17 protein-coding genes are annotated in these 16,294 nt (G+C 72.9%); 12 read left to right on the top strand and 5 right to left on the bottom strand.

The window, feature by feature from the left end:
• Window positions 1–122: 122 nt before the first annotated feature.
• The 3 genes from ACQKQD_RS14210 to ACQKQD_RS14220 all read left to right on the top strand — a co-directional run bounded on the left by ACQKQD_RS14210 (window position 123) and on the right by ACQKQD_RS14220 (window position 2,834).
• A complete protein-coding gene (locus tag ACQKQD_RS14210; RefSeq protein WP_020092621.1) occupies window positions 123–626 on the top strand; it encodes a cupin domain-containing protein in 504 nt (167 codons plus the stop codon).
• A gap of 133 nt (window positions 627–759) precedes the next feature.
• Window positions 760–1,806 carry an acyltransferase family protein gene (locus ACQKQD_RS14215; protein ID WP_427508656.1) on the top strand — a complete coding sequence of 349 codons (1,047 nt, stop codon included), beginning with the start codon at window positions 760–762 and terminating at the stop codon, window positions 1,804–1,806.
• 74 nt (window positions 1,807–1,880) lie between these two features.
• Window positions 1,881–2,834, top strand: coding sequence for a phosphatase PAP2 family protein (locus ACQKQD_RS14220; protein ID WP_427508657.1), 954 nt, complete (start codon window positions 1,881–1,883; stop codon window positions 2,832–2,834).
• A 21-nt stretch (window positions 2,835–2,855) separates the two neighbouring features.
• On the opposite strand, the gene ACQKQD_RS14225 is transcribed toward ACQKQD_RS14220, so the two are convergent.
• The gene (locus ACQKQD_RS14225; protein ID WP_100251403.1) at window positions 2,856–4,121 is read right to left on the bottom strand and encodes an FAD-dependent monooxygenase; all 1,266 of its coding nucleotides are present in this window, start codon (window positions 4,119–4,121) and stop codon (window positions 2,856–2,858) included.
• Between the two features lie 98 nt (window positions 4,122–4,219).
• On the opposite strand from ACQKQD_RS14225, the gene tesB reads away from it, so the two are divergent.
• From tesB to ACQKQD_RS14240, 3 genes are all read left to right on the top strand, one after another.
• A complete protein-coding gene (tesB, locus tag ACQKQD_RS14230; protein ID WP_091976800.1) occupies window positions 4,220–5,119 on the top strand; it encodes an acyl-CoA thioesterase II in 900 nt (299 codons plus the stop codon).
• A 300-nt stretch (window positions 5,120–5,419) separates the two neighbouring features.
• Window positions 5,420–5,758: a P-II family nitrogen regulator gene (locus tag ACQKQD_RS14235; RefSeq protein WP_010683623.1), complete on the top strand. Its 339-nt coding sequence runs from the start codon at window positions 5,420–5,422 to the stop codon at window positions 5,756–5,758.
• Window positions 5,759–5,839: 81 nt separating this feature from the next.
• Entirely contained in the window at window positions 5,840–7,339 is a 1,500-nt protein-coding gene (locus ACQKQD_RS14240) for an ammonium transporter (protein ID WP_091679542.1), read from the top strand.
• Window positions 7,340–7,554: 215 nt separating this feature from the next.
• Here ACQKQD_RS14240 and ACQKQD_RS14245 read toward each other — a convergent pair whose 3' ends face one another.
• Complete coding sequence (locus ACQKQD_RS14245; protein ID WP_427508658.1) at window positions 7,555–8,724, bottom strand: phosphoserine transaminase; 1,170 nt, start codon at window positions 8,722–8,724, stop codon at window positions 7,555–7,557.
• Window positions 8,725–9,075: 351 nt separating this feature from the next.
• Complete coding sequence (gene trmD / locus ACQKQD_RS14250; protein WP_020092613.1) at window positions 9,076–9,840, bottom strand: tRNA (guanosine(37)-N1)-methyltransferase TrmD; 765 nt, start codon at window positions 9,838–9,840, stop codon at window positions 9,076–9,078.
• Window positions 9,841–9,915: 75 nt separating this feature from the next.
• Between trmD and ACQKQD_RS14255 the strand changes: the two genes are divergently transcribed.
• A complete protein-coding gene (locus ACQKQD_RS14255; protein WP_427508659.1) occupies window positions 9,916–10,650 on the top strand; it encodes a class I SAM-dependent methyltransferase in 735 nt (244 codons plus the stop codon).
• Window positions 10,651–10,657: 7 nt separating this feature from the next.
• Here the strand turns inward: ACQKQD_RS14255 and ACQKQD_RS14260 are convergent, their stop codons facing one another.
• Together ACQKQD_RS14260 and ACQKQD_RS14265 are read right to left on the bottom strand one after the other, a co-directional pair.
• Window positions 10,658–11,695 carry an aromatic ring-hydroxylating oxygenase subunit alpha gene (locus tag ACQKQD_RS14260; RefSeq protein ID WP_427508729.1) on the bottom strand — a complete coding sequence of 346 codons (1,038 nt, stop codon included), beginning with the start codon at window positions 11,693–11,695 and terminating at the stop codon, window positions 10,658–10,660.
• Between the two features lie 436 nt (window positions 11,696–12,131).
• The gene (locus ACQKQD_RS14265; RefSeq protein WP_427508660.1) at window positions 12,132–12,761 is read right to left on the bottom strand and encodes an ATPase; all 630 of its coding nucleotides are present in this window, start codon (window positions 12,759–12,761) and stop codon (window positions 12,132–12,134) included.
• 300 nt (window positions 12,762–13,061) lie between these two features.
• Between ACQKQD_RS14265 and ACQKQD_RS14270 the strand changes: the two genes are divergently transcribed.
• Genes ACQKQD_RS14270 through rimM form a run of 5 tightly spaced genes read left to right on the top strand, consistent with a single transcriptional unit; the run spans window position 13,062 to window position 16,268 of the window.
• Window positions 13,062–13,280: a glutathione S-transferase gene (locus ACQKQD_RS14270; RefSeq protein ID WP_026604841.1), complete on the top strand. Its 219-nt coding sequence runs from the start codon at window positions 13,062–13,064 to the stop codon at window positions 13,278–13,280.
• 18 nt (window positions 13,281–13,298) lie between these two features.
• The gene (ffh, locus tag ACQKQD_RS14275) at window positions 13,299–14,861 is read left to right on the top strand and encodes a signal recognition particle protein (protein WP_091976807.1); all 1,563 of its coding nucleotides are present in this window, start codon (window positions 13,299–13,301) and stop codon (window positions 14,859–14,861) included.
• A complete protein-coding gene (locus tag ACQKQD_RS14280) occupies window positions 14,858–15,190 on the top strand; it encodes a chorismate mutase (protein WP_012320554.1) in 333 nt (110 codons plus the stop codon). Before ffh ends, ACQKQD_RS14280 begins: the two co-directional genes overlap by 4 nt.
• Window positions 15,191–15,197: 7 nt before the next feature.
• Complete coding sequence (gene rpsP, locus ACQKQD_RS14285; protein ID WP_020092607.1) at window positions 15,198–15,560, top strand: 30S ribosomal protein S16; 363 nt, start codon at window positions 15,198–15,200, stop codon at window positions 15,558–15,560.
• A gap of 12 nt (window positions 15,561–15,572) precedes the next feature.
• Window positions 15,573–16,268, top strand: a complete 696-nt coding sequence (rimM, locus tag ACQKQD_RS14290) for a ribosome maturation factor RimM (protein ID WP_427508661.1) — start codon at window positions 15,573–15,575, stop codon at window positions 16,266–16,268.
• Window positions 16,269–16,294: the final 26 nt, after the last annotated feature.

The following is a 16,294-nucleotide window of genomic DNA, read 5'->3' on the forward strand; positions in this document are numbered from 1 at the left end:
CGCCCGGGTTAAGCTAAACGCGCGAAGTTCGGCGTCGCGGGCTGGAACGAGACCATCCGACCCTCTACCCCTTGCGGGCGATGCGCGGACGGAACCGTCCGCGCCGGGGTGGGGAGCCCAACGTGAAGAAGCCGCTCACCGCCGCCGCCCTCCTCGTCGGCCTCGCCCTGGTCGGCCTCGCGGCGGAGATCCGGCTGCACGAGCGGGGTCGTCCCGTCGCCAGCACGGCGGTCCGGTCGGGCGGCGCCGCCTTCGCCCCGGCGCCGATCCCGGCGGACTGGGTCGTCTCCGGCGACCCCGTCACCGAGGTCGCTGAGGTCTCGCAGACCCATGACGGCAGCGCGCAGGTCTACCTGTGGCGCACCACGGCCAGCACGTTCCGCTGGACCCACCACGCCGACGAGATCATCACCATCCTCGACGGCGAGGTCTTCGTCACCGACGCCGACGGCAGCCGCCACCACCTGACGCCGGGCGACGTGGCGCATTTCCCGGTCGGGTCCGTCCAGCTCTGGGAGGTGCCGAGGACGCTCCTGAAATCGGCGATCCTCAAGCACCGCAGCCCGACCCTCGTCGAGGCGTCCCTGCGGTGGCTGCGCCGGGCGCGGGCGCTCGTCGCCGGCTGAAGCGCGGTCGCCGGCGGCGTCCGCCGCGCCGCGCCGACGAGGCGTAATCTAGGTTGAATCCCGCGATCCGGTGACACGGCTTGCTAAGGCTCGGCGCGGCATCATCGGCGCTCCGACGCCGCGAACCGACCCGATGCCCTCACCCCGCGACCTGCAGCTCGACGCCGCGCGCGGTCTCGCCGTGCTGCTGGTCCTCTCCGGCCACCTGCTGCAGCCTGTCTTCTACGGCCCGTCGGGGCCCGAGCCGGGGCCGGCCCTCGCGGTCTGGCGGGTCATCTACGCCTTCCACATGCCGTTCTTCTTCCTGCTCTGCGGGATGGTCGACCGGATCAAGGGCGAGGCGAGTCTCGGCGAAGCCTGCCGCTCCGCGCTGCGGCTCGTGGCGGTGACGCTGGCGTTCGGCACTCTCGCGCTGGTGCCCCAGGCCCTCGCCGGCACCCTGTCGCCCGGGGACGCGCTGGGCGACGCGCTGTGCGGCCGCGACTTCGGTCTGGGCGTGCTCTGGTTCCTGGTCGCCCTGGGGCTTGTGCGGGTGATCGACGCCGCCGCGCGCGCGGCGACCTTCCCGGGCGGCTACTGGATCGTTCTGGGCGGCGCCCTGGCCCTGTCGTGGACCTGCAGCGCGCGGGCGTTCCCGTACTGGCAGGTCCACGCGCTCGTGGGCGCCCTGCCGTTCTACGTCGCGGGCCTGAGGCTCGGGCCACGGGCGTTCGACGTGTCGGCGCCGCTCGGCGCCTGCGGCCTCGCGGTGCTCCTGCTCTGCGCGCCGCGGAACTTCGTCCACGTCGCGACCGGGCAGTACGGCGACCCGGCGCTGTTCGCCGTGACGGCCACGGCGGGCTCGGCGTTCGCGCTGGCGATCGTCGGCCGGCTGCGCGGCCCGTCGCGCGCCGCGGCCGGCCTGCTGGGGCGGGCGAGCTTCGAACTCTACATCGTCAGCGGCGTCTTCCTCCTCCTGGCGCCGCACTGGCCCGCCTGGGACCGGTGGGACGGCCTGGTGCTGCTCGCTGCAATCGGCCTGCCCCTGCACCTGATCGCGGCCCGCGGGCTGCGCGGGCCGATCCGGGCCGTCCGCGCGGCCGCCAACAGTGTTGTCGACAGCGCGGTCGACGGCTTGGTCGACGGGCTCGCCGGCCGCCGGCGTCGCGCGCGGCCGGGCTTGTCCGGGGCGGATCCTTAAGACTTGTGCGGGACGATCCGCCGGCATTCCGGCCGCAAGACCCTCGATGACAGCGCCACACGCCAGGGGCCCCGATGTTCGCTGAGCGCCCGCGCGGCGGCGTCGGCGCGTGGCCCCTCATCGCCGCCACGCTGGTCGCCACGATCGTCTGGATGGCGGTCGCCGGGCTGCACTTCGCCTGGGACAGCGCCCTCGTCACCCTCGCGGCCTGCGGCGGGCTCGAGGTCCTGGCGCAGGTCTACCGCACGCGACGCCCCGAGCCGCGCATCGCCGCGACGCTCAGCGCGCTGGCGCAGGTCATCGCCTTCAGCGCCTGCGCGGCCGCGCTGTCGTACACCGTCGCGAGCACCGGCGGCCCGCTCTGGGATTCGACCTTCGACGCCTGGGACCGGCGGCTCGGACTGGACTGGCGCGCCTACCTCGCCTTCGTGGACGGCCATCCGCGGCTCGGGCTGGCGCTCTCGCTGGCCTACCGGAGCCTGATCCTGCAGACCATGCTGGCGGTCATCCTGCTGGGCTTCAGCGGCCGGCTGCGGGCCCTGCGGGACTTCGTCCTGGCCTTCGCCCTCGCCGGCACGGTGACGGTCCTGATCTCGGCGCTGACGCCGGCCCTGGCGAACTTCGTGTACCTGGGCCTGTCCCCGGCGGATTTCCCCAACCTGCAACCGGCCGCGTCCTACGTCCACGTCGCGGACCTGACCGGCCTGCGCGAGGGCACGCTCCGGACGATCTCCCTCGACCACGTCGAGGGCATCATCACGTTCCCGAGCTTCCACGCGGCGCTGGGGGCCCTCTACATCTGGGCCTTCTGGCACCTGCGCGCGGCCCGGATCCCGGCCCTCCTCGTCAACGTCCTCCTCATCGCCGCCACGCCGATCGACGGCGGCCACTACTTCGTCGACGTGATCGCCGGGCTGGTCATCGCCGTCCTGGCGATCTGCGCCGCGCGGGCGCTCGGGCGGCGGCGGGCCGCGGACGCGCTCCGCCCCGGAGCGCGCGAAGGCCGACCCGCGCCCGGGCGGGCCTGACGCGCGCGGCCCGCGGGCACCTCAGAGCGCCTCGCCCCGCATCAGCCGGGGCCGCGAGTCGCGCGCGGCCGCGGCCTCGCCGATGAAGAAGCGCTTGAGCCCCGGCAGCCGGTCCACGATCCCGAGGCCGAGATCGCGGGCGAGCCGCAGCGGCAGGGCGTCGTTCGAGAACAGCCGGTTCAGCCCGTCGGTGGCCGCCGCCATGGCGAAGCTGTCGAAGCGCCGGGCGCGCTCGTAGGCGCGCAGCACGTCGGGGCTGCCGGGGTCGAGGCCGAGGCGCAGCGCGCCGGTCACGGATTCGGCCAGCGCCGCTGCGTCCGCGAGCCCGAGATTGAGGCCCTGGCCGGCGATCGGGTGGATCACGTGCGCCGCGTCGCCCAGCAGGGCGAGGCGCTCGGCGCGGAAGGCGCGGGCGATGCCGAAGGCGAGGGGGTGACGGCTGGGTCCGTGCTCCAGCGCGAGCGCGCCGAGATCCAGGGTGAACCGGCGCTCGATCTCGGCGAGCACCTCGTCGGGGCCGCCGGAGAGCAGGGCCTCGGCGTCGTCCGACCGCTCGGTCCAGACGATGGAGGAGCGGTGCCCCAGGGGGCCGCCGTCCCGCAGCGGCAGGATCGCGAACGGGCCCGCGGGCAGGAAGTGCTCGAAGGCGCGGCCTTCGTGCGGCCGGGCGTGGCCGATCGTCGCCACGATCCCGACCTGCGGGTAGGACCAGCCGACCCAGCCGATCCGTGCCGCCTCGCGCAGCCGCGAGCGCGCGCCGTCGGCGGCCACCAGCAGGTCGCCCCGCAGGGTCTCGCCGGTGGTGAGCGCCGCGCGGATCGCGGCCCCCTCCGGCACCGCGCGCACGACCCCGGCGGCGACGATCGCGACCCCCGCCGCCCGGCAGGCCTCCGCGAGGGCCGCGGCGAGCGGCTCGGCCTCGATCATGTGGGCGAAGGGCTCGCCGTCGTCGCGCTCCGCGTCCGCCTCGCGGCCGAAGGTCAGGAAGACCGGCCGCACCGGGTCGGCGAGGCGGCTGTCGCTGATCACCATCTCGCCGATCGGCTCGGCCGCGTCGGCGACCCGGGCCCACAGGCCGAGGCGCTCCAGCATGCGCCGCCCGCCCGCCGCGAGGGCGTAGGCGCGGCCGCGATGCCGGGCGGGGTCGGCGGCGCCCGGGTCGATCACCGTCACGGCCAGCGCCGGCCCGTGGGCCTGCTTCAGGGCGAGGGCCAGGGCGAGGCTGGGCAGGCCGCCGCCGGCGATCAGGAGGCTGCGGCTGCCGGGGCGAGGCGTCTCGGCCGTCATCGGGGCGGATCTCCTAGGGGTCCCGCGCGGGACGCGTGGATTGGTTCGTCCGAAAAGCCTATGTCGCACGCGGGAAACGAACGGAAACCCCGCGGGTCATGACCGACGCCAACACCGACGCGATGACGGACGCCGTCGCCGAGCTGATCGCCATCCTCGACCTGGAGCGCCTGGAGGTCGACCTGTTCCGCGGCCAGAACCCTAAGACAGGCTGGCGGCGCGTCTTCGGCGGGCAGGTGGTGGCGCAGGCCCTGGTCGCCGCGACCCGGACGGTGCCCGACGACCGTCCCGCCCACTCCCTCCACGCCTACTTCATGCTGCCCGGCGACCCGCGCACGCCCATCGTCTACGAGGTCGAGCGGATCCGGGACGGGCGGAGCTTCACGACCCGCCGGGTCAAGGCGATCCAGCACGGGCGCGCGATCTTCGCCACGACGGTATCCTATCAGGTCGTCGAGGAGGGGCTCACGCACCAGCCGGCGATGCCGGCGGTGGCCGGGCCCGAGGGGCTCCTCGACGGCAAGGCCCTGGCGGCGGCCGGCGGCACCGGGATGCCGGAGGCGATCGCCGCCTATTTCGGCCGCGAGCGGCCGATCGCGCTGCGGCCGGTCGACCTGAACCGCTATCTGCCCGCCGGCGCGGGCGGCCGGGCGCCGGACCCGATCTTCAATGTCTGGCTGCGCGCGGCCTCGGCGCTGCCGGACGATCCGGCACTCCACCGGGCCGTGCTGGCTTACGCGTCCGACATGACCCTCCTCGACGTCTCGCTGATCCCGCACGCGCGCTCGGTGTTCGACCCGACGATCCAGGCCGCGAGCCTCGACCACGCGCTCTGGTTCCACCGGCCCGTGAAGATCGACGACTGGCTGCTCTACGCCCAGGACAGCCCCGTCGCGGGCGGCGCCCGCGGCTTCGCCCGGGGCCAGATCTTCGACCGGGCCGGCAACCTCGTGGCGTCGGTGGCCCAGGAGGGTCTGATTCGCCCGACGCGGGATTAAATCGCGTTGCCGCGCGTGTGTTGCCGGCACGCAACGGGGCGAGATGCACGGAATTGGGCAGATTGCCTCGCCTTTGTGCGGCAGCGCGACGGGACCTGCCCGCGATCTGGCCGCATCGGGCTAATCGATGGGCAAAATGGCGACCGGCGAAAATGTTCCCGGCCAAGCTTGTCTGGCATAGTCCTTGAATAGCGGCCTTCGACCGCGGGTCATCCCGAGCCTGCGGACGGTCCGGGTCGGCTCGTCCCGCAGGTCGGGTGACGGCAACGGTTCCCGAGGACTTCGAAGGGGGCGTCGCCCATGAAAATCGTGATGGCCATCATCAAGCCGTTCAAGCTCGAGGAGGTGCGCGACGCGCTCACCGGAATCGGCGTGCACGGCCTGACGGTGACGGAGGTGAAGGGTTATGGCCGCCAGAAGGGCCACACCGAGATCTACCGCGGCGCGGAATACGCCGTCAGCTTCCTGCCGAAGCTGAAGATCGAGGTCGCCGTCGCCTCGGACCTGACGTCCAGCGTGATCGACGCCATCGCGGGGGCCGCGCGGACCGGCCAGATCGGCGACGGCAAGATCTTCGTGATGCCGCTGGAGAAGGCGGTGCGCATCCGGACCGGCGAGACCGACGCCGACGCCCTCTGATCCGCGGCCCGGTGCGCCCGGGCCCGCCGATCCCCAGACCTCCTGAAACACTACGGACTTGAGACCGGGAGCCACGTGCCCATGAAACTTCGTCATGCCCTCATGCTCGGCTTGGGAGGAGCGGCGATCGCCGCCCTCCTGATCGAGCCGTCCCTCGCGCAGACCCCGACACCCGAAGCCGCCTCGCCGCCGCCCTCGCCGATCCCCAACAAGGGCGACACGGCCTGGATGCTGATCTCGTCGGCCCTGGTGCTGATGATGAGCATCCCGGGCCTCGCGCTGTTCTACGGCGGCCTCGTGCGCACCAAGAACATGCTGTCGGTGCTGACCCAGGTGTTCGCGATCGTGTCGATCGTCGGCCTGCTCTGGGTGTTCTACGGCTACAGCCTCGCCTTCACCAGCGGCGGCGGCCTCAACGACTTCGTCGGCGGCCTCTCGAAGGCCTTCCTGAAGGGCGTCGACGCGAACTCGACGGTCGCGACCTTCTCGAACGGCGTCGTGATCCCGGAATACGCCTATCTGTGCTTCCAGATGACGTTCGCCATGATCACGCCCGCGCTGATCGTCGGCGCCTTCGCCGAGCGGATGAAGTTCTCCGCGCTGGTGGTGTTCACGATCCTCTGGGTCACGATCATCTACTTCCCGATGGCCCACATGGTCTGGTACTGGGCCGGCCCGGACGCCGTCGGCAACGCCGCGAAGGCGCTGGCCGCCGCCACCGACGACGCCTCGAAGGCGACCGCCCAGGCGGCCCTCGACGCGGTCAACAAGGATGCCGGCTTCCTCTTCCAGAAGGGCGCCCTCGACTTCGCGGGCGGCACGGTCGTGCACATCAACGCGGGCATCGCCGGCTTCGTCGGCTGCCTGATCATGGGCAAGCGCATCGGCTACGGCCGCGACCTGCTCGCCCCGCACTCCCTGACCATGACGATGATCGGCGCCTCGCTGCTGTGGGTCGGCTGGTTCGGCTTCAACGCCGGCTCGAACCTCGAGTCCAACGGCACCGCCGCCCTCGCGATGCTCAACACCTTCGTGGCGACCTGCGGCGCCGCGGTGGCGTGGCTGTTCGCCGAGTGGGCCCTCAAGGGCAAGCCGTCCCTGCTCGGCATGCTGTCGGGCGCGGTCGCCGGCCTCGTCGCGGTCACCCCGGCCTCCGGCTTCGCCGGCCCGATGGGCTCGATCGTGCTCGGCCTCGTCGCCGGCGTGGTCTGCTTCGTGATGTGCTCCACCGTGAAGAACGCGCTGGGCTACGACGACTCGCTGGACGTCTTCGGCGTCCACTGCATCGGCGGCATCCTGGGCGCGCTGGCGACCGGCATCCTGGTCGACCCGAACCTCGGCGGCGTCGGCATCCCCGACTACACCTCGAAGCCGGGCGAGCTCGCCGTCGGTGCCTACGACATGATGAGCCAGCTCATCGTCCAGGCGGAGGCGGTCGGCCTGACCCTGCTGTGGTCGGGCATCGGCTCGGCGATCCTCTACAAGCTCGTCGACGTGACGATCGGCCTGCGCGTCACGCAGGAGGAGGAGCGCGAGGGTCTCGACATCGCCGATCACGGCGAGCGCGCCTACAACTACTGAGACGGACGGCGCGGCCCCGCGGGGCCGCGTCCCTCGAACGAGAAAACCCCGGCTCCGCGAGGACCGGGGTTTTCCGTTGCGTCAGGCCGTCATCGCGAGCGCAGCGAAGCGACCCAGGGCAGCGCTGCGGTCGGAATCGGAGCGAAGCCCTGGATTGCTTCGCTCCGCTCGCAAAGACGATGCGGGGCGGCGATCGGGCATCGACCCCGAAGCATTTACGCCGCCCGCGTCAGCGCCGCCTTCTCCTCCGCGAAGGCCCAGTCGAGCCAGGGCGTCAGCGCTTCCAGATCCGAGGTCTCCACGGTGGCACCGCACCAGATCCGCAGGCCCGCCGGCGCGTCGCGGTAGGCGCCGATGTCGAGGGCGACGCCCTCGCGGTCGAGGCGCTCGACGATCCCCGCCGCGAAGGCCGAGACCGCCGCGTCGCCGCGGGCGAGCACGTCCGGATCGGCGATCACGAGGCAGACGCCCGTGTTCGAGTAGGTGGCGGGATCGGCGGCCAGCGGCGCGATCCAGGGCGTGCGCGCGACCCAGTCGTAGACGACCTTCGCGTTGGCGTCGGCCCGCGCGTGCAGCGCCCTCAGGCCGCCGATCCGCTCGGCCCAGTCCAGGGTGTCGAGGTAGTCCTCGACGGCCAGCATCGAGGGCGTGTTGATCGTGTCGCCCTTGAAGATGCCCTCGATCAGCTTGCCGACCTTGGTGAGGCGGAAGATCTTCGGCAACGGCCAGGACGGCGTGTGGCTCTCCAGCCGCGCCACGGCGCGGGGCGAGAGGATCAGCATGCCGTGCGCCGCCTCGCCGCCCATCACCTTCTGCCAGGAGAAGGTCACGACATCGAGCTTGTCCCAGGGCAGGGGTTGGGCGAAGGCCGCCGAGGTCGCGTCGCAGATCGTCAGGCCCTCGCGGTCGGCCGCGATCCAGTCGCCGTCCGGCACCTTCACGCCGGCCGCGGTGCCGTTCCAAGTGAAGACCACGTCGCTGTTCTTCGTGTCGATCGCCGCGAGGTCCGGCAGGATCCCGTAGGGCGTCTGGTGAATGCGCGGCGCGATCTTGAGCTGCTTCAGCGCGTCCGTGACCCACTCCTTGCCGAACGCCTCCCAGGCGGCGACCGCGACGGGCTTCGGCCCGAGCATCGTCCACATCGCCATCTCGACGGCGCCGGTGTCGGAGGCCGGCACGATGCCGATCCGGTAGTCGGCGGGCACCTGCAGGACCGTGCGGGTCAGGTCGATCGCCCGGCCGAGCTTGGCCTTGCCGAGGGGGGAGCGGTGCGACCGGCCGAGGGCGGCGTCGGCCAGCGCGGCCGGGGTCCAGCCGGGGCGCTTGGCGCAGGGGCCGGAGGAGAAGTGGGGCACGCGCGGGCGCTGCGTGGGGCGGCTGGTCATGGCGGATCCATCCTTGCAGAGGGCCGCGCTCCCGGGGGAGGCACGTCCCGGCTCGCGCATGCGCCGAAACCAGCCGGCTTGCAAGCGCCCGTCCTGGCGGCAGTCTTCGCGGCGCTGCCCCCGGTCGGGACACGGCCCCGGGCGGCGGGGAACAGTCGATTAATCCAGGCCCGTTAGCCTTAATGAGGTGCCGCGTAGCGTTTGAGGTGCGCCGATGACTTTCCACAGCGCCGCGATATTGGCGGTCTGGTCCGTTCTACTCTTGGTTATTGGGGCCTTAATTCCCCGCCTCCTGCAGGCGAGCCGGACACCGCGGCTGGTGCCGCAGCCGCTGCGGCTCGACCCGCCGGATTACGACCGCGACGGCCCGGTGATCGACCTCGAGCCGGCCTGACCGGGGCTGCCCCCGGGGCGCAGGTCCGGGCGCCGCTCGGCGGTGATCCGCTCGGCCTCCGCCCGCCGCCAGCGGGCGATGGCGGCGTGGTTGCCGCCGGAGAGGACGTCCGGGATCGCGCGGCCCTCCCAGTCGCGGGGGCGCGTGTAGTGCGGGTACTCGAGGAGCCCGCCCTCGAAGCTCTCCTCGACGCCGGATTCCACCTTGCCCATCACGCCGGGCAGGAGGCGCACGCAGGCGTCCAGAACCACCAGCGCGGCGATCTCGCCGCCGGACAGCACGTAGTCGCCGATCGAGACCTCCTCCAGGCCGCGCCCGGCGATGACGCGTTCGTCGACGCCCTCGAAGCGGCCGCAGACGATCAGCGCGCCCGGTCCCGCCGCGAGGTCGCGCACGCGGGCCTGGGTGAGCGGCCGGCCGCGGGGCGACATCAGCAGGCGCGGGCGCGGGTCGTCGGCCCCGGTCGCGGCGTCGTAAGTCGCGGCGTCGATGGCGGCGCCGAGCACGTCGCAGCGCAGGACCATCCCGGCCCCGCCGCCGGCCGGCGTGTCGTCCACCGAGCGGTGGCGGCCGAGGCCGTGCGCGCGGATGTTGCGGGCCTCCAGGGTCCAGTCGCCCCGCGCCAGGGCGTCGCCCGACAGGGACACGCCCAGCGGGCCCGGGAACATCTCCGGGTAGAGGGTGAGGATCGTGGCCCGCCAGGGCGTGTCCGCGCGCGTCATGGCGCTTGATGGCGCGCGGGGTGCGGCACGGTCAACGGGCCCGGCACCGTCGGCGCGCCCCGCGGGTTGTCGGCCATGATCCGCGCCCTCGCCCTCCTCGCGGCCGCTGCCGCCACCGCTGCCCTGGCCGGCCCGGCCCGCGCCGCCGAGCCGCTGGCGCCCCCGGGCGCGCCCGCCGCCGCCTTCCCCAGGCCCGACCGGCCCGTGGCCGAGATCGTCGCGCCGCGCTGGTCCTCGGAGGCCGAGCGCGACAGGGCGGGCGAGTTCGAGCAGGTGGCCGAGGGGATGGGCATCGCGCCCGGCGAGACGGTGGCGGATATCGGCGCCGGCAGCGGCTACTACGCGGTGCGGTTGAGCCCCCGCGTCGGGCCGCAGGGCCGCGTGCTCGCCGAGGACGTGACGCCGTCCTACCTGGCGGCCTTGGAGAAGCGGGTGAAGGCGCTCGGGAACGTCACGGTCGTGCGCGGCGAGCCGCACGACCCGCGCCTGCCCCCGGCCTCGGTGGACGCGGCGATCCTCGTCCACATGTACCACGAGATCACCCAGCCCTTCGGCCTGCTCCACAACCTCGCCGCCGCGATGCGCCCGGGCGCCCGGGTCGGGATCGTCGACGCCGACGCGATCCCGTCGCGGCACGGCACGCCGCCGGCGCTCCTGCGCTGCGAGCTCGCCGCAGCGGGCTACCGCGAGACCGGCTTCCGGCCGCTCGCGGACGGGGCCTACCTGGCAATCTTCGCGGCCCCCCCCCCGGAGGCGCGCCCGCGGCCGGAGACGGTCCGGCCCTGCCGCGACGACGCGACGGCGCGGTAGCGGCGCCTCAGGAGCGCCAGCGCAGCTCGCGGCGCTCCAGCGGGTTGACGAACGGGCGCCCGTCGCGGGCCGATTCCAGGGCCTCGCGCTTCAGCCGGAAATACCATTGCGAGGGCAGGTCGCCCTGGCCGAACAGCACCATGGTGGGCTTGCGGTCGAGCCCGTCCTGCGCGTGCTGGAGCACCTGCTGGTCCTGGGTCAGGAACTGCCGCATCAGCGGGCGCGCGACCGGCTTGAGCAGGTTCAGGGCCGGCATGCTCCAGTAGAGGGCGTTGGTGAGCAGCGTCCGGTCCGGCGTCAGCGGCGTCGCGAAGGTGTAGTTCGCGACCCGCTTCGCCCCCGCGCGGATGCGCTCCAGCCGCACGCCGGGCAGGCGGAACTCGATCTCGACCTCGGGGACGCCGCCGAGCAGGCGGTAGACCGGCGAACTCGTCGTGGTGGCGTGGCTCGTCATCACGAAGCCGTGCGGCACGGGCTGGAAGGTCTTCACCTTCTCGCGGAGCTGCTTGGAGGGCCGGAACCACCACGAATCGTGGACGAAGGCGACGTGCCCGGGATCGACGAGGCTCAGCGTCGTCAGGTCGAAGGAGGCCTCGACCTCCAGCTCGACCACGAGGGAGCCGGCCGGCTCGAACTCCAGCGCCGGCACCTCCGGCACCGCGCCCGCGGCCGGGCCGAGATGCGGGTTGACCCAGAGGAAGCCGGCGCTCTCCCGCACGGGGAAGCGCTGCACCTGGATGCGCGAGAAGTCGGCGGCGTCGTGCTCCGACAGGGTCGGGACGTCGCGGCAGCGCCCGTCGGTGCCGAAGCGCCAGCCGTGGAACGGGCACATCAGGGTGTCGCCGTCGAAGCGGCCCTTCGACAGGGCCATGCCGCGGTGGGGGCAGCGGTCGCGCAGCGCGAAGGGCGCGCCGTCGGGGGCGCGGCCCAGGACGATCTGCTCGCCGTTCAGCGCCACGGCCCGCAGGGCCGACCGGCCGCCCGCCCTGCCGAGGCTCCGGGACTGCCCGACGCAGTACCACGCGTTGCCGAGCGGCTGGCGCATCGCGTCGGGATCGAGCGCGGCCTCGTCGGCCGGGCGCGGCGGGTTGGCGAAGGGCGCGTTCAAGGCGGTTCGGGCAGACCTCGGGGCGCCCGTCATACGCCCGGCCGCCGGGACGGGGAAGCGCCGGGCCGGGGAGGACAAACGGGCGCAGGCGCGGGGCTTCACAAGCCGGGCGCGGCCACCTACCTTCGCCTCACCCGCAACCAACGAAAGGAGGTGATCCAGTGTCTCATTGTCATCAGCCGTGTGTCTCGGCTCATCGGACCTGGACCGTCGCCTCCGGCGCGTCGCTCTAAGACGCGTCAGAGACCCGATCTCGGGACAGTTCCGCCGGACAACACGGTTCGGCAATGGAAGGGCCACCCTCTCGGGTGGCCCTTCGGCGTTTCAGGGTCCGGACATGCGGTCGGCGCCGCTCAGCGCCGCTCAGCGCCGCTCAGCGCCGCTGGGACTGGAACAGCGGCTGGGCCAGCGCCTCGGTCCGGGCGCGCCACAGGTCGCGCTCCTCGCGCAGGGCGTCGCGCTCGCCGGCCAGGGTCAGCCGCTCGGCCCGCAGGGCGTCCCGCTCGGCGATCGCCCGGTCGCGCTCGGCGCGCAGCTCCTCGCGCTCGGCCCGGAAGCGCTCCCGCTCGCCGCGGAACTCCTCGCGCTCGACGCGGACGTCCTCCTGCTCGGCCCGGAGATCCTCCAGGGAGCCGATCTCGTCGCGGATATGCTCGCGGAGCGTCCGGATCTCGTCGGCCAGGATGGCCTGCAGCTCGTCCTGGCGCTCGGCCTCGACGCGGAGCCGGGCCTTCAGCATCAGGTTCTCGGCCATCAGCTCGGCGATGTCGGGATCCTCGGCCGCGGCCCGCGGCGCCTCGGGGGCCGGGACGACGCGGGGCGACCACGCCGTCTCCCCGCTGCGCGGCCGCTTCGCCTCGGGCAGGGTCTCCTCGGGCCGGGCATCGCCGCGGGCCTCGGCCGGCGCCTGGGCCTTCATCGCCGTCAGCCAGTCGCGGAGCGGACCGGTCGCGGGAAAGCTGCCGGACTCGGTCGGCGAGTGAGAGCGGGCGGGTTCCGACATCGGCGGGCGTCCTGATCGAATATGGCCCGAAGACAATCCCAACATGCTTAACGATCGGTAAAAGTTAACACCGATCGGCGGCCCGTTTCGGCACCGTCGCGGCGCCGGGCCGGCCGAAAAATTGACTTTCCGGCCGGCTGCCGCTACGCCCCGGCCTCCCGATCCGTAGCAGATCGACCGATGCCAAGCCGACCGGTCCCGCGAGGCCGGAGGTCAACGCCCGACAGCGCGTCCGCGCCCTCGGGCGCGATGGGCGTTGGCCGATATGCGAGGACGGGATCCGCCGGCCGAGGCACCCGCATGACGCGAGATCAAGAAGCGTTGAAGATCGAGGACGCGATCAACGAGACCTGCCCGTGGTCGGGCAAGCCGATCTCGGCGGACTCGCTGACCCTCTACAACGGCGCCGTGGTGGGCTTCTGCAACCCGGACTGCCGGGACAAGTTCGCCAAGGCCGTGCGCGGCTTCGAGGCCGCCCTCCAGGCGCGCCGCGTCGAGCGCGCCGGGCTCGAGCAGTAACGGCGGGGCGTCAGGAACATGTTCGAAGGCCTCTCCGACCGCCTCTCCGGCATCCTCTCGGGGCTCACCCGTCGCGGTGCCCTGACCGAGGCCGACGTCACCGCCGCCATGCGCGAGGTGCGCCGCGCCCTGCTGGAGGCCGACGTCGCCCTCGAGGTGGTCCGCGGCTTCACCGACCGGGTGAAGGAGAAGGCCGTCGGCGCCGTCGTGCTCAAGTCGGTGACGCCCGGCCAGATGGTCGTGAAGATCGTCAACGACGAGCTCGTGGCGATGCTCGGCACCGACGCCGAGACCGTCGATCTCAACGCCCCCGCCCCGGTGCCGATCCTGATGGTCGGCCTGCAGGGCTCGGGCAAGACCACGACCACCGCCAAGATCGCCCGGCGCCTCTCCGACCGCGAGAAGCGCAAGGTCCTGCTCGCCTCGCTCGACACCCGCCGCCCGGCCGCCATGGAGCAGCTCGCGGTGCTGGCCAAGCAGGTCGGCGTGGAGAGCCTGCCGATCATCGCCGGCCAGTCGGCGGTGCAGATCGCCAAGCGCGCCATGGACGCGGCCCGCCTCGGCGGCTTCGACGTGGTGATGCTCGACACCGCCGGCCGCACCACGGTGGACGAGGGCCTGATGGCCGAGGCCGCCGAGGTGAAGGCCGCGACGAGGCCCCACGAGGTGCTGCTCGTCGCCGACGCGCTCACCGGCCAGGACGCGGTCAACACCGCCCGCGCCTTCGACCAGCGGCTCGGCGTCACCGGCATCGTGCTGACCCGCATGGACGGCGATTCCCGCGGCGGCGCGGCGCTGTCGATGCGCGCCGTCACCGGCAAGCCGATCAAGCTCGTCGGCGTCGGCGAGAAGGTCGACGCGCTGGAGGAGTTCCACCCGGCCCGCGTGGCCAACCGCATCCTCGGCATGGGCGACATCGTCTCGCTCGTCGAGAAGGCCGCCGAGACCATCGACCACGAGCAGGCGCTCCGCACCGCGGAGAAGATGCGCAAGGGCAAGTTCGACCTGGAGGACCTCTCCATGCAGCTCGCCCAGATGGAGAAGATGGGCGGCATCGGCGGCCTGATGGGCATGCTGCCCGGGATGGGCCAGATCAAGAAGCAGGTCGAGGGCGCCAACCTCGACGAGAAGATGTTCAAGCGCCAGCGGGCGATCATCTCGTCGATGACCCCGCAGGAGCGGAAGAATCCCGACCTCCTCAAGAACAGCCGCAAGAAGCGCATCGCGGCGGGCTCGGGGGTCGACGTCTCGGAGATCAACAAGCTCCTGAAGATGCACCGGACCATGGCCGACATGATGAAGGCGATGGGCCAGGGCAAGCGCGGGATCGGGCAGGCGCTCGGCTCGATGTTCGGCCTGGGCGGCGGTGGCATGGGCGGTGGAATGCCCGGTCTCCCGCCCGGCATGCCGGAGCCGACGCCGGAGCAGATCGCGCAGCTCGAGAAGCAGTTCGGCGGCAAGCTGCCGCCGATGCCGCCGGGCCTGGGCGGGGGCGGGATGCCCAAGCTTCCCGGACTTCCGGGCCTCGGCGGTCCGAAGCTGCCGGGTCTCGGTGGGTTCATGCCGGGGAAGAAGAAATGAGCGTGCTCGCGGCCCAGGCCGTCGATCCCGAACTCGCGCGCCTGCGGGACAGCATCGACAATTTCGATGCGGCGCTGATCCACCTCCTCGCCGAGCGTTTCCGCTGCACGCAGCGGGTCGGCGAGCTCAAGGCCCGAAAGGGGATCCCCCCTTCCGATCCGGACCGGGAGGCCCGTCAGGTCGCCCGGCTCCGCAAGCTCGCGGTCGAGGCCAAGCTCGACCCCGACTTCGCCGAGAAGTTTCTGGCCTTCGTGGTCAAGGAAGTCATTCGGCACCACCAGTCGATCAAGGCGGACCACGAGTCCCAGATCGAGCAACAGCGAAAGTAGTCAGACCATGGCCCTCAAGATCCGTCTCACCCGCGGCGGCGCCAAGAAGCGCCCCTACTACCGCATCGTCGTCGCCGACGCCCGCGCCCCGCGCGACGGCCGCTTCATCGACAAGGTCGGCGCCTACGACCCGATGAAGGCCAAGGACGATCCGGCCCGCATCGTGCTCGACAACGAGAAGATCCAGAGCTGGCTCGCCAAGGGCGCGCAGCCGACCGACCGCGTCCTGCGCTTCCTCGACCAGGCCGGCCTCGCCAAGCGCCCGACCCGCAACAACCCGCAGAAGGCCGAGCCGGGCGAGAAGGCCAAGGAGCGCGCCGCCAAGCGCGCCGAGAAGGCCGCCGCTCCCGCCGAGGACGCCGCCGCGTAAGGCGCACCGGTCATGGCGCGCCGCCCCGCAGGTCCCACCTCCCGCGACGGCGGCCGCCGAGGCCGCACGAGCTCGGCGATCGGCAAGATCGCGCCCGACGCGGCGACCTCGCCCAAGGCACCGGCCCCCAGGCCGGCGCCGCTGCCCGTGCCGCCCGATCCGAGCCTCGTCCTGCTGGGCGAGTTCGGGCGGGCGCACGGCCTCAACGGCGAGGTCCGGCTCAAATCCTACACCGGCGATCCGCAGGCGATCGCCGGCTACGGAACCCTTGTGACGGCCGACGGCCGGACGCTCACGCTCGCCGACGTGCGTCCCGCCCCCGGCCCGTCGCCCGACATGCTGATCGCCCGGGTGAAGGGCGTCTCGGGCCGCAGCGCCGCGGAGGCGCTCAACCGCGTGGCGCTGTACGTTCCCCGGGACCGTCTGTCCGCGCCCGAGGACGACGACGAGGTCTACGCCGCCGACCTGATCGGCGCCGCGGCGGTGGACGAGGCTGGGACCCTGATCGGGACGATCGTGGCCGTGCCGAATTACGGCGGCGGCGATCTCCTGGAACTGCGACCGCCGAACGGCGGCGCCACGGCGCTCCTGCCCTTCACGAAGGCCTTCGTGCCGGTCCTCGACGTGGCGCAGCGCCGCGTCACCGTGGCTGCGCCGGAGGACCTGTTCGCGGCGCCGGGCGAGAAGCCCGCCGACGATCCGGACTAGGGGCGGCCGGCCCGTCGCGCAGGCGG

Source organism: Methylobacterium sp. NPDC080182, assembly GCF_050281105.1.
GTDB lineage: Bacteria > Pseudomonadota > Alphaproteobacteria > Rhizobiales > Beijerinckiaceae > Methylobacterium.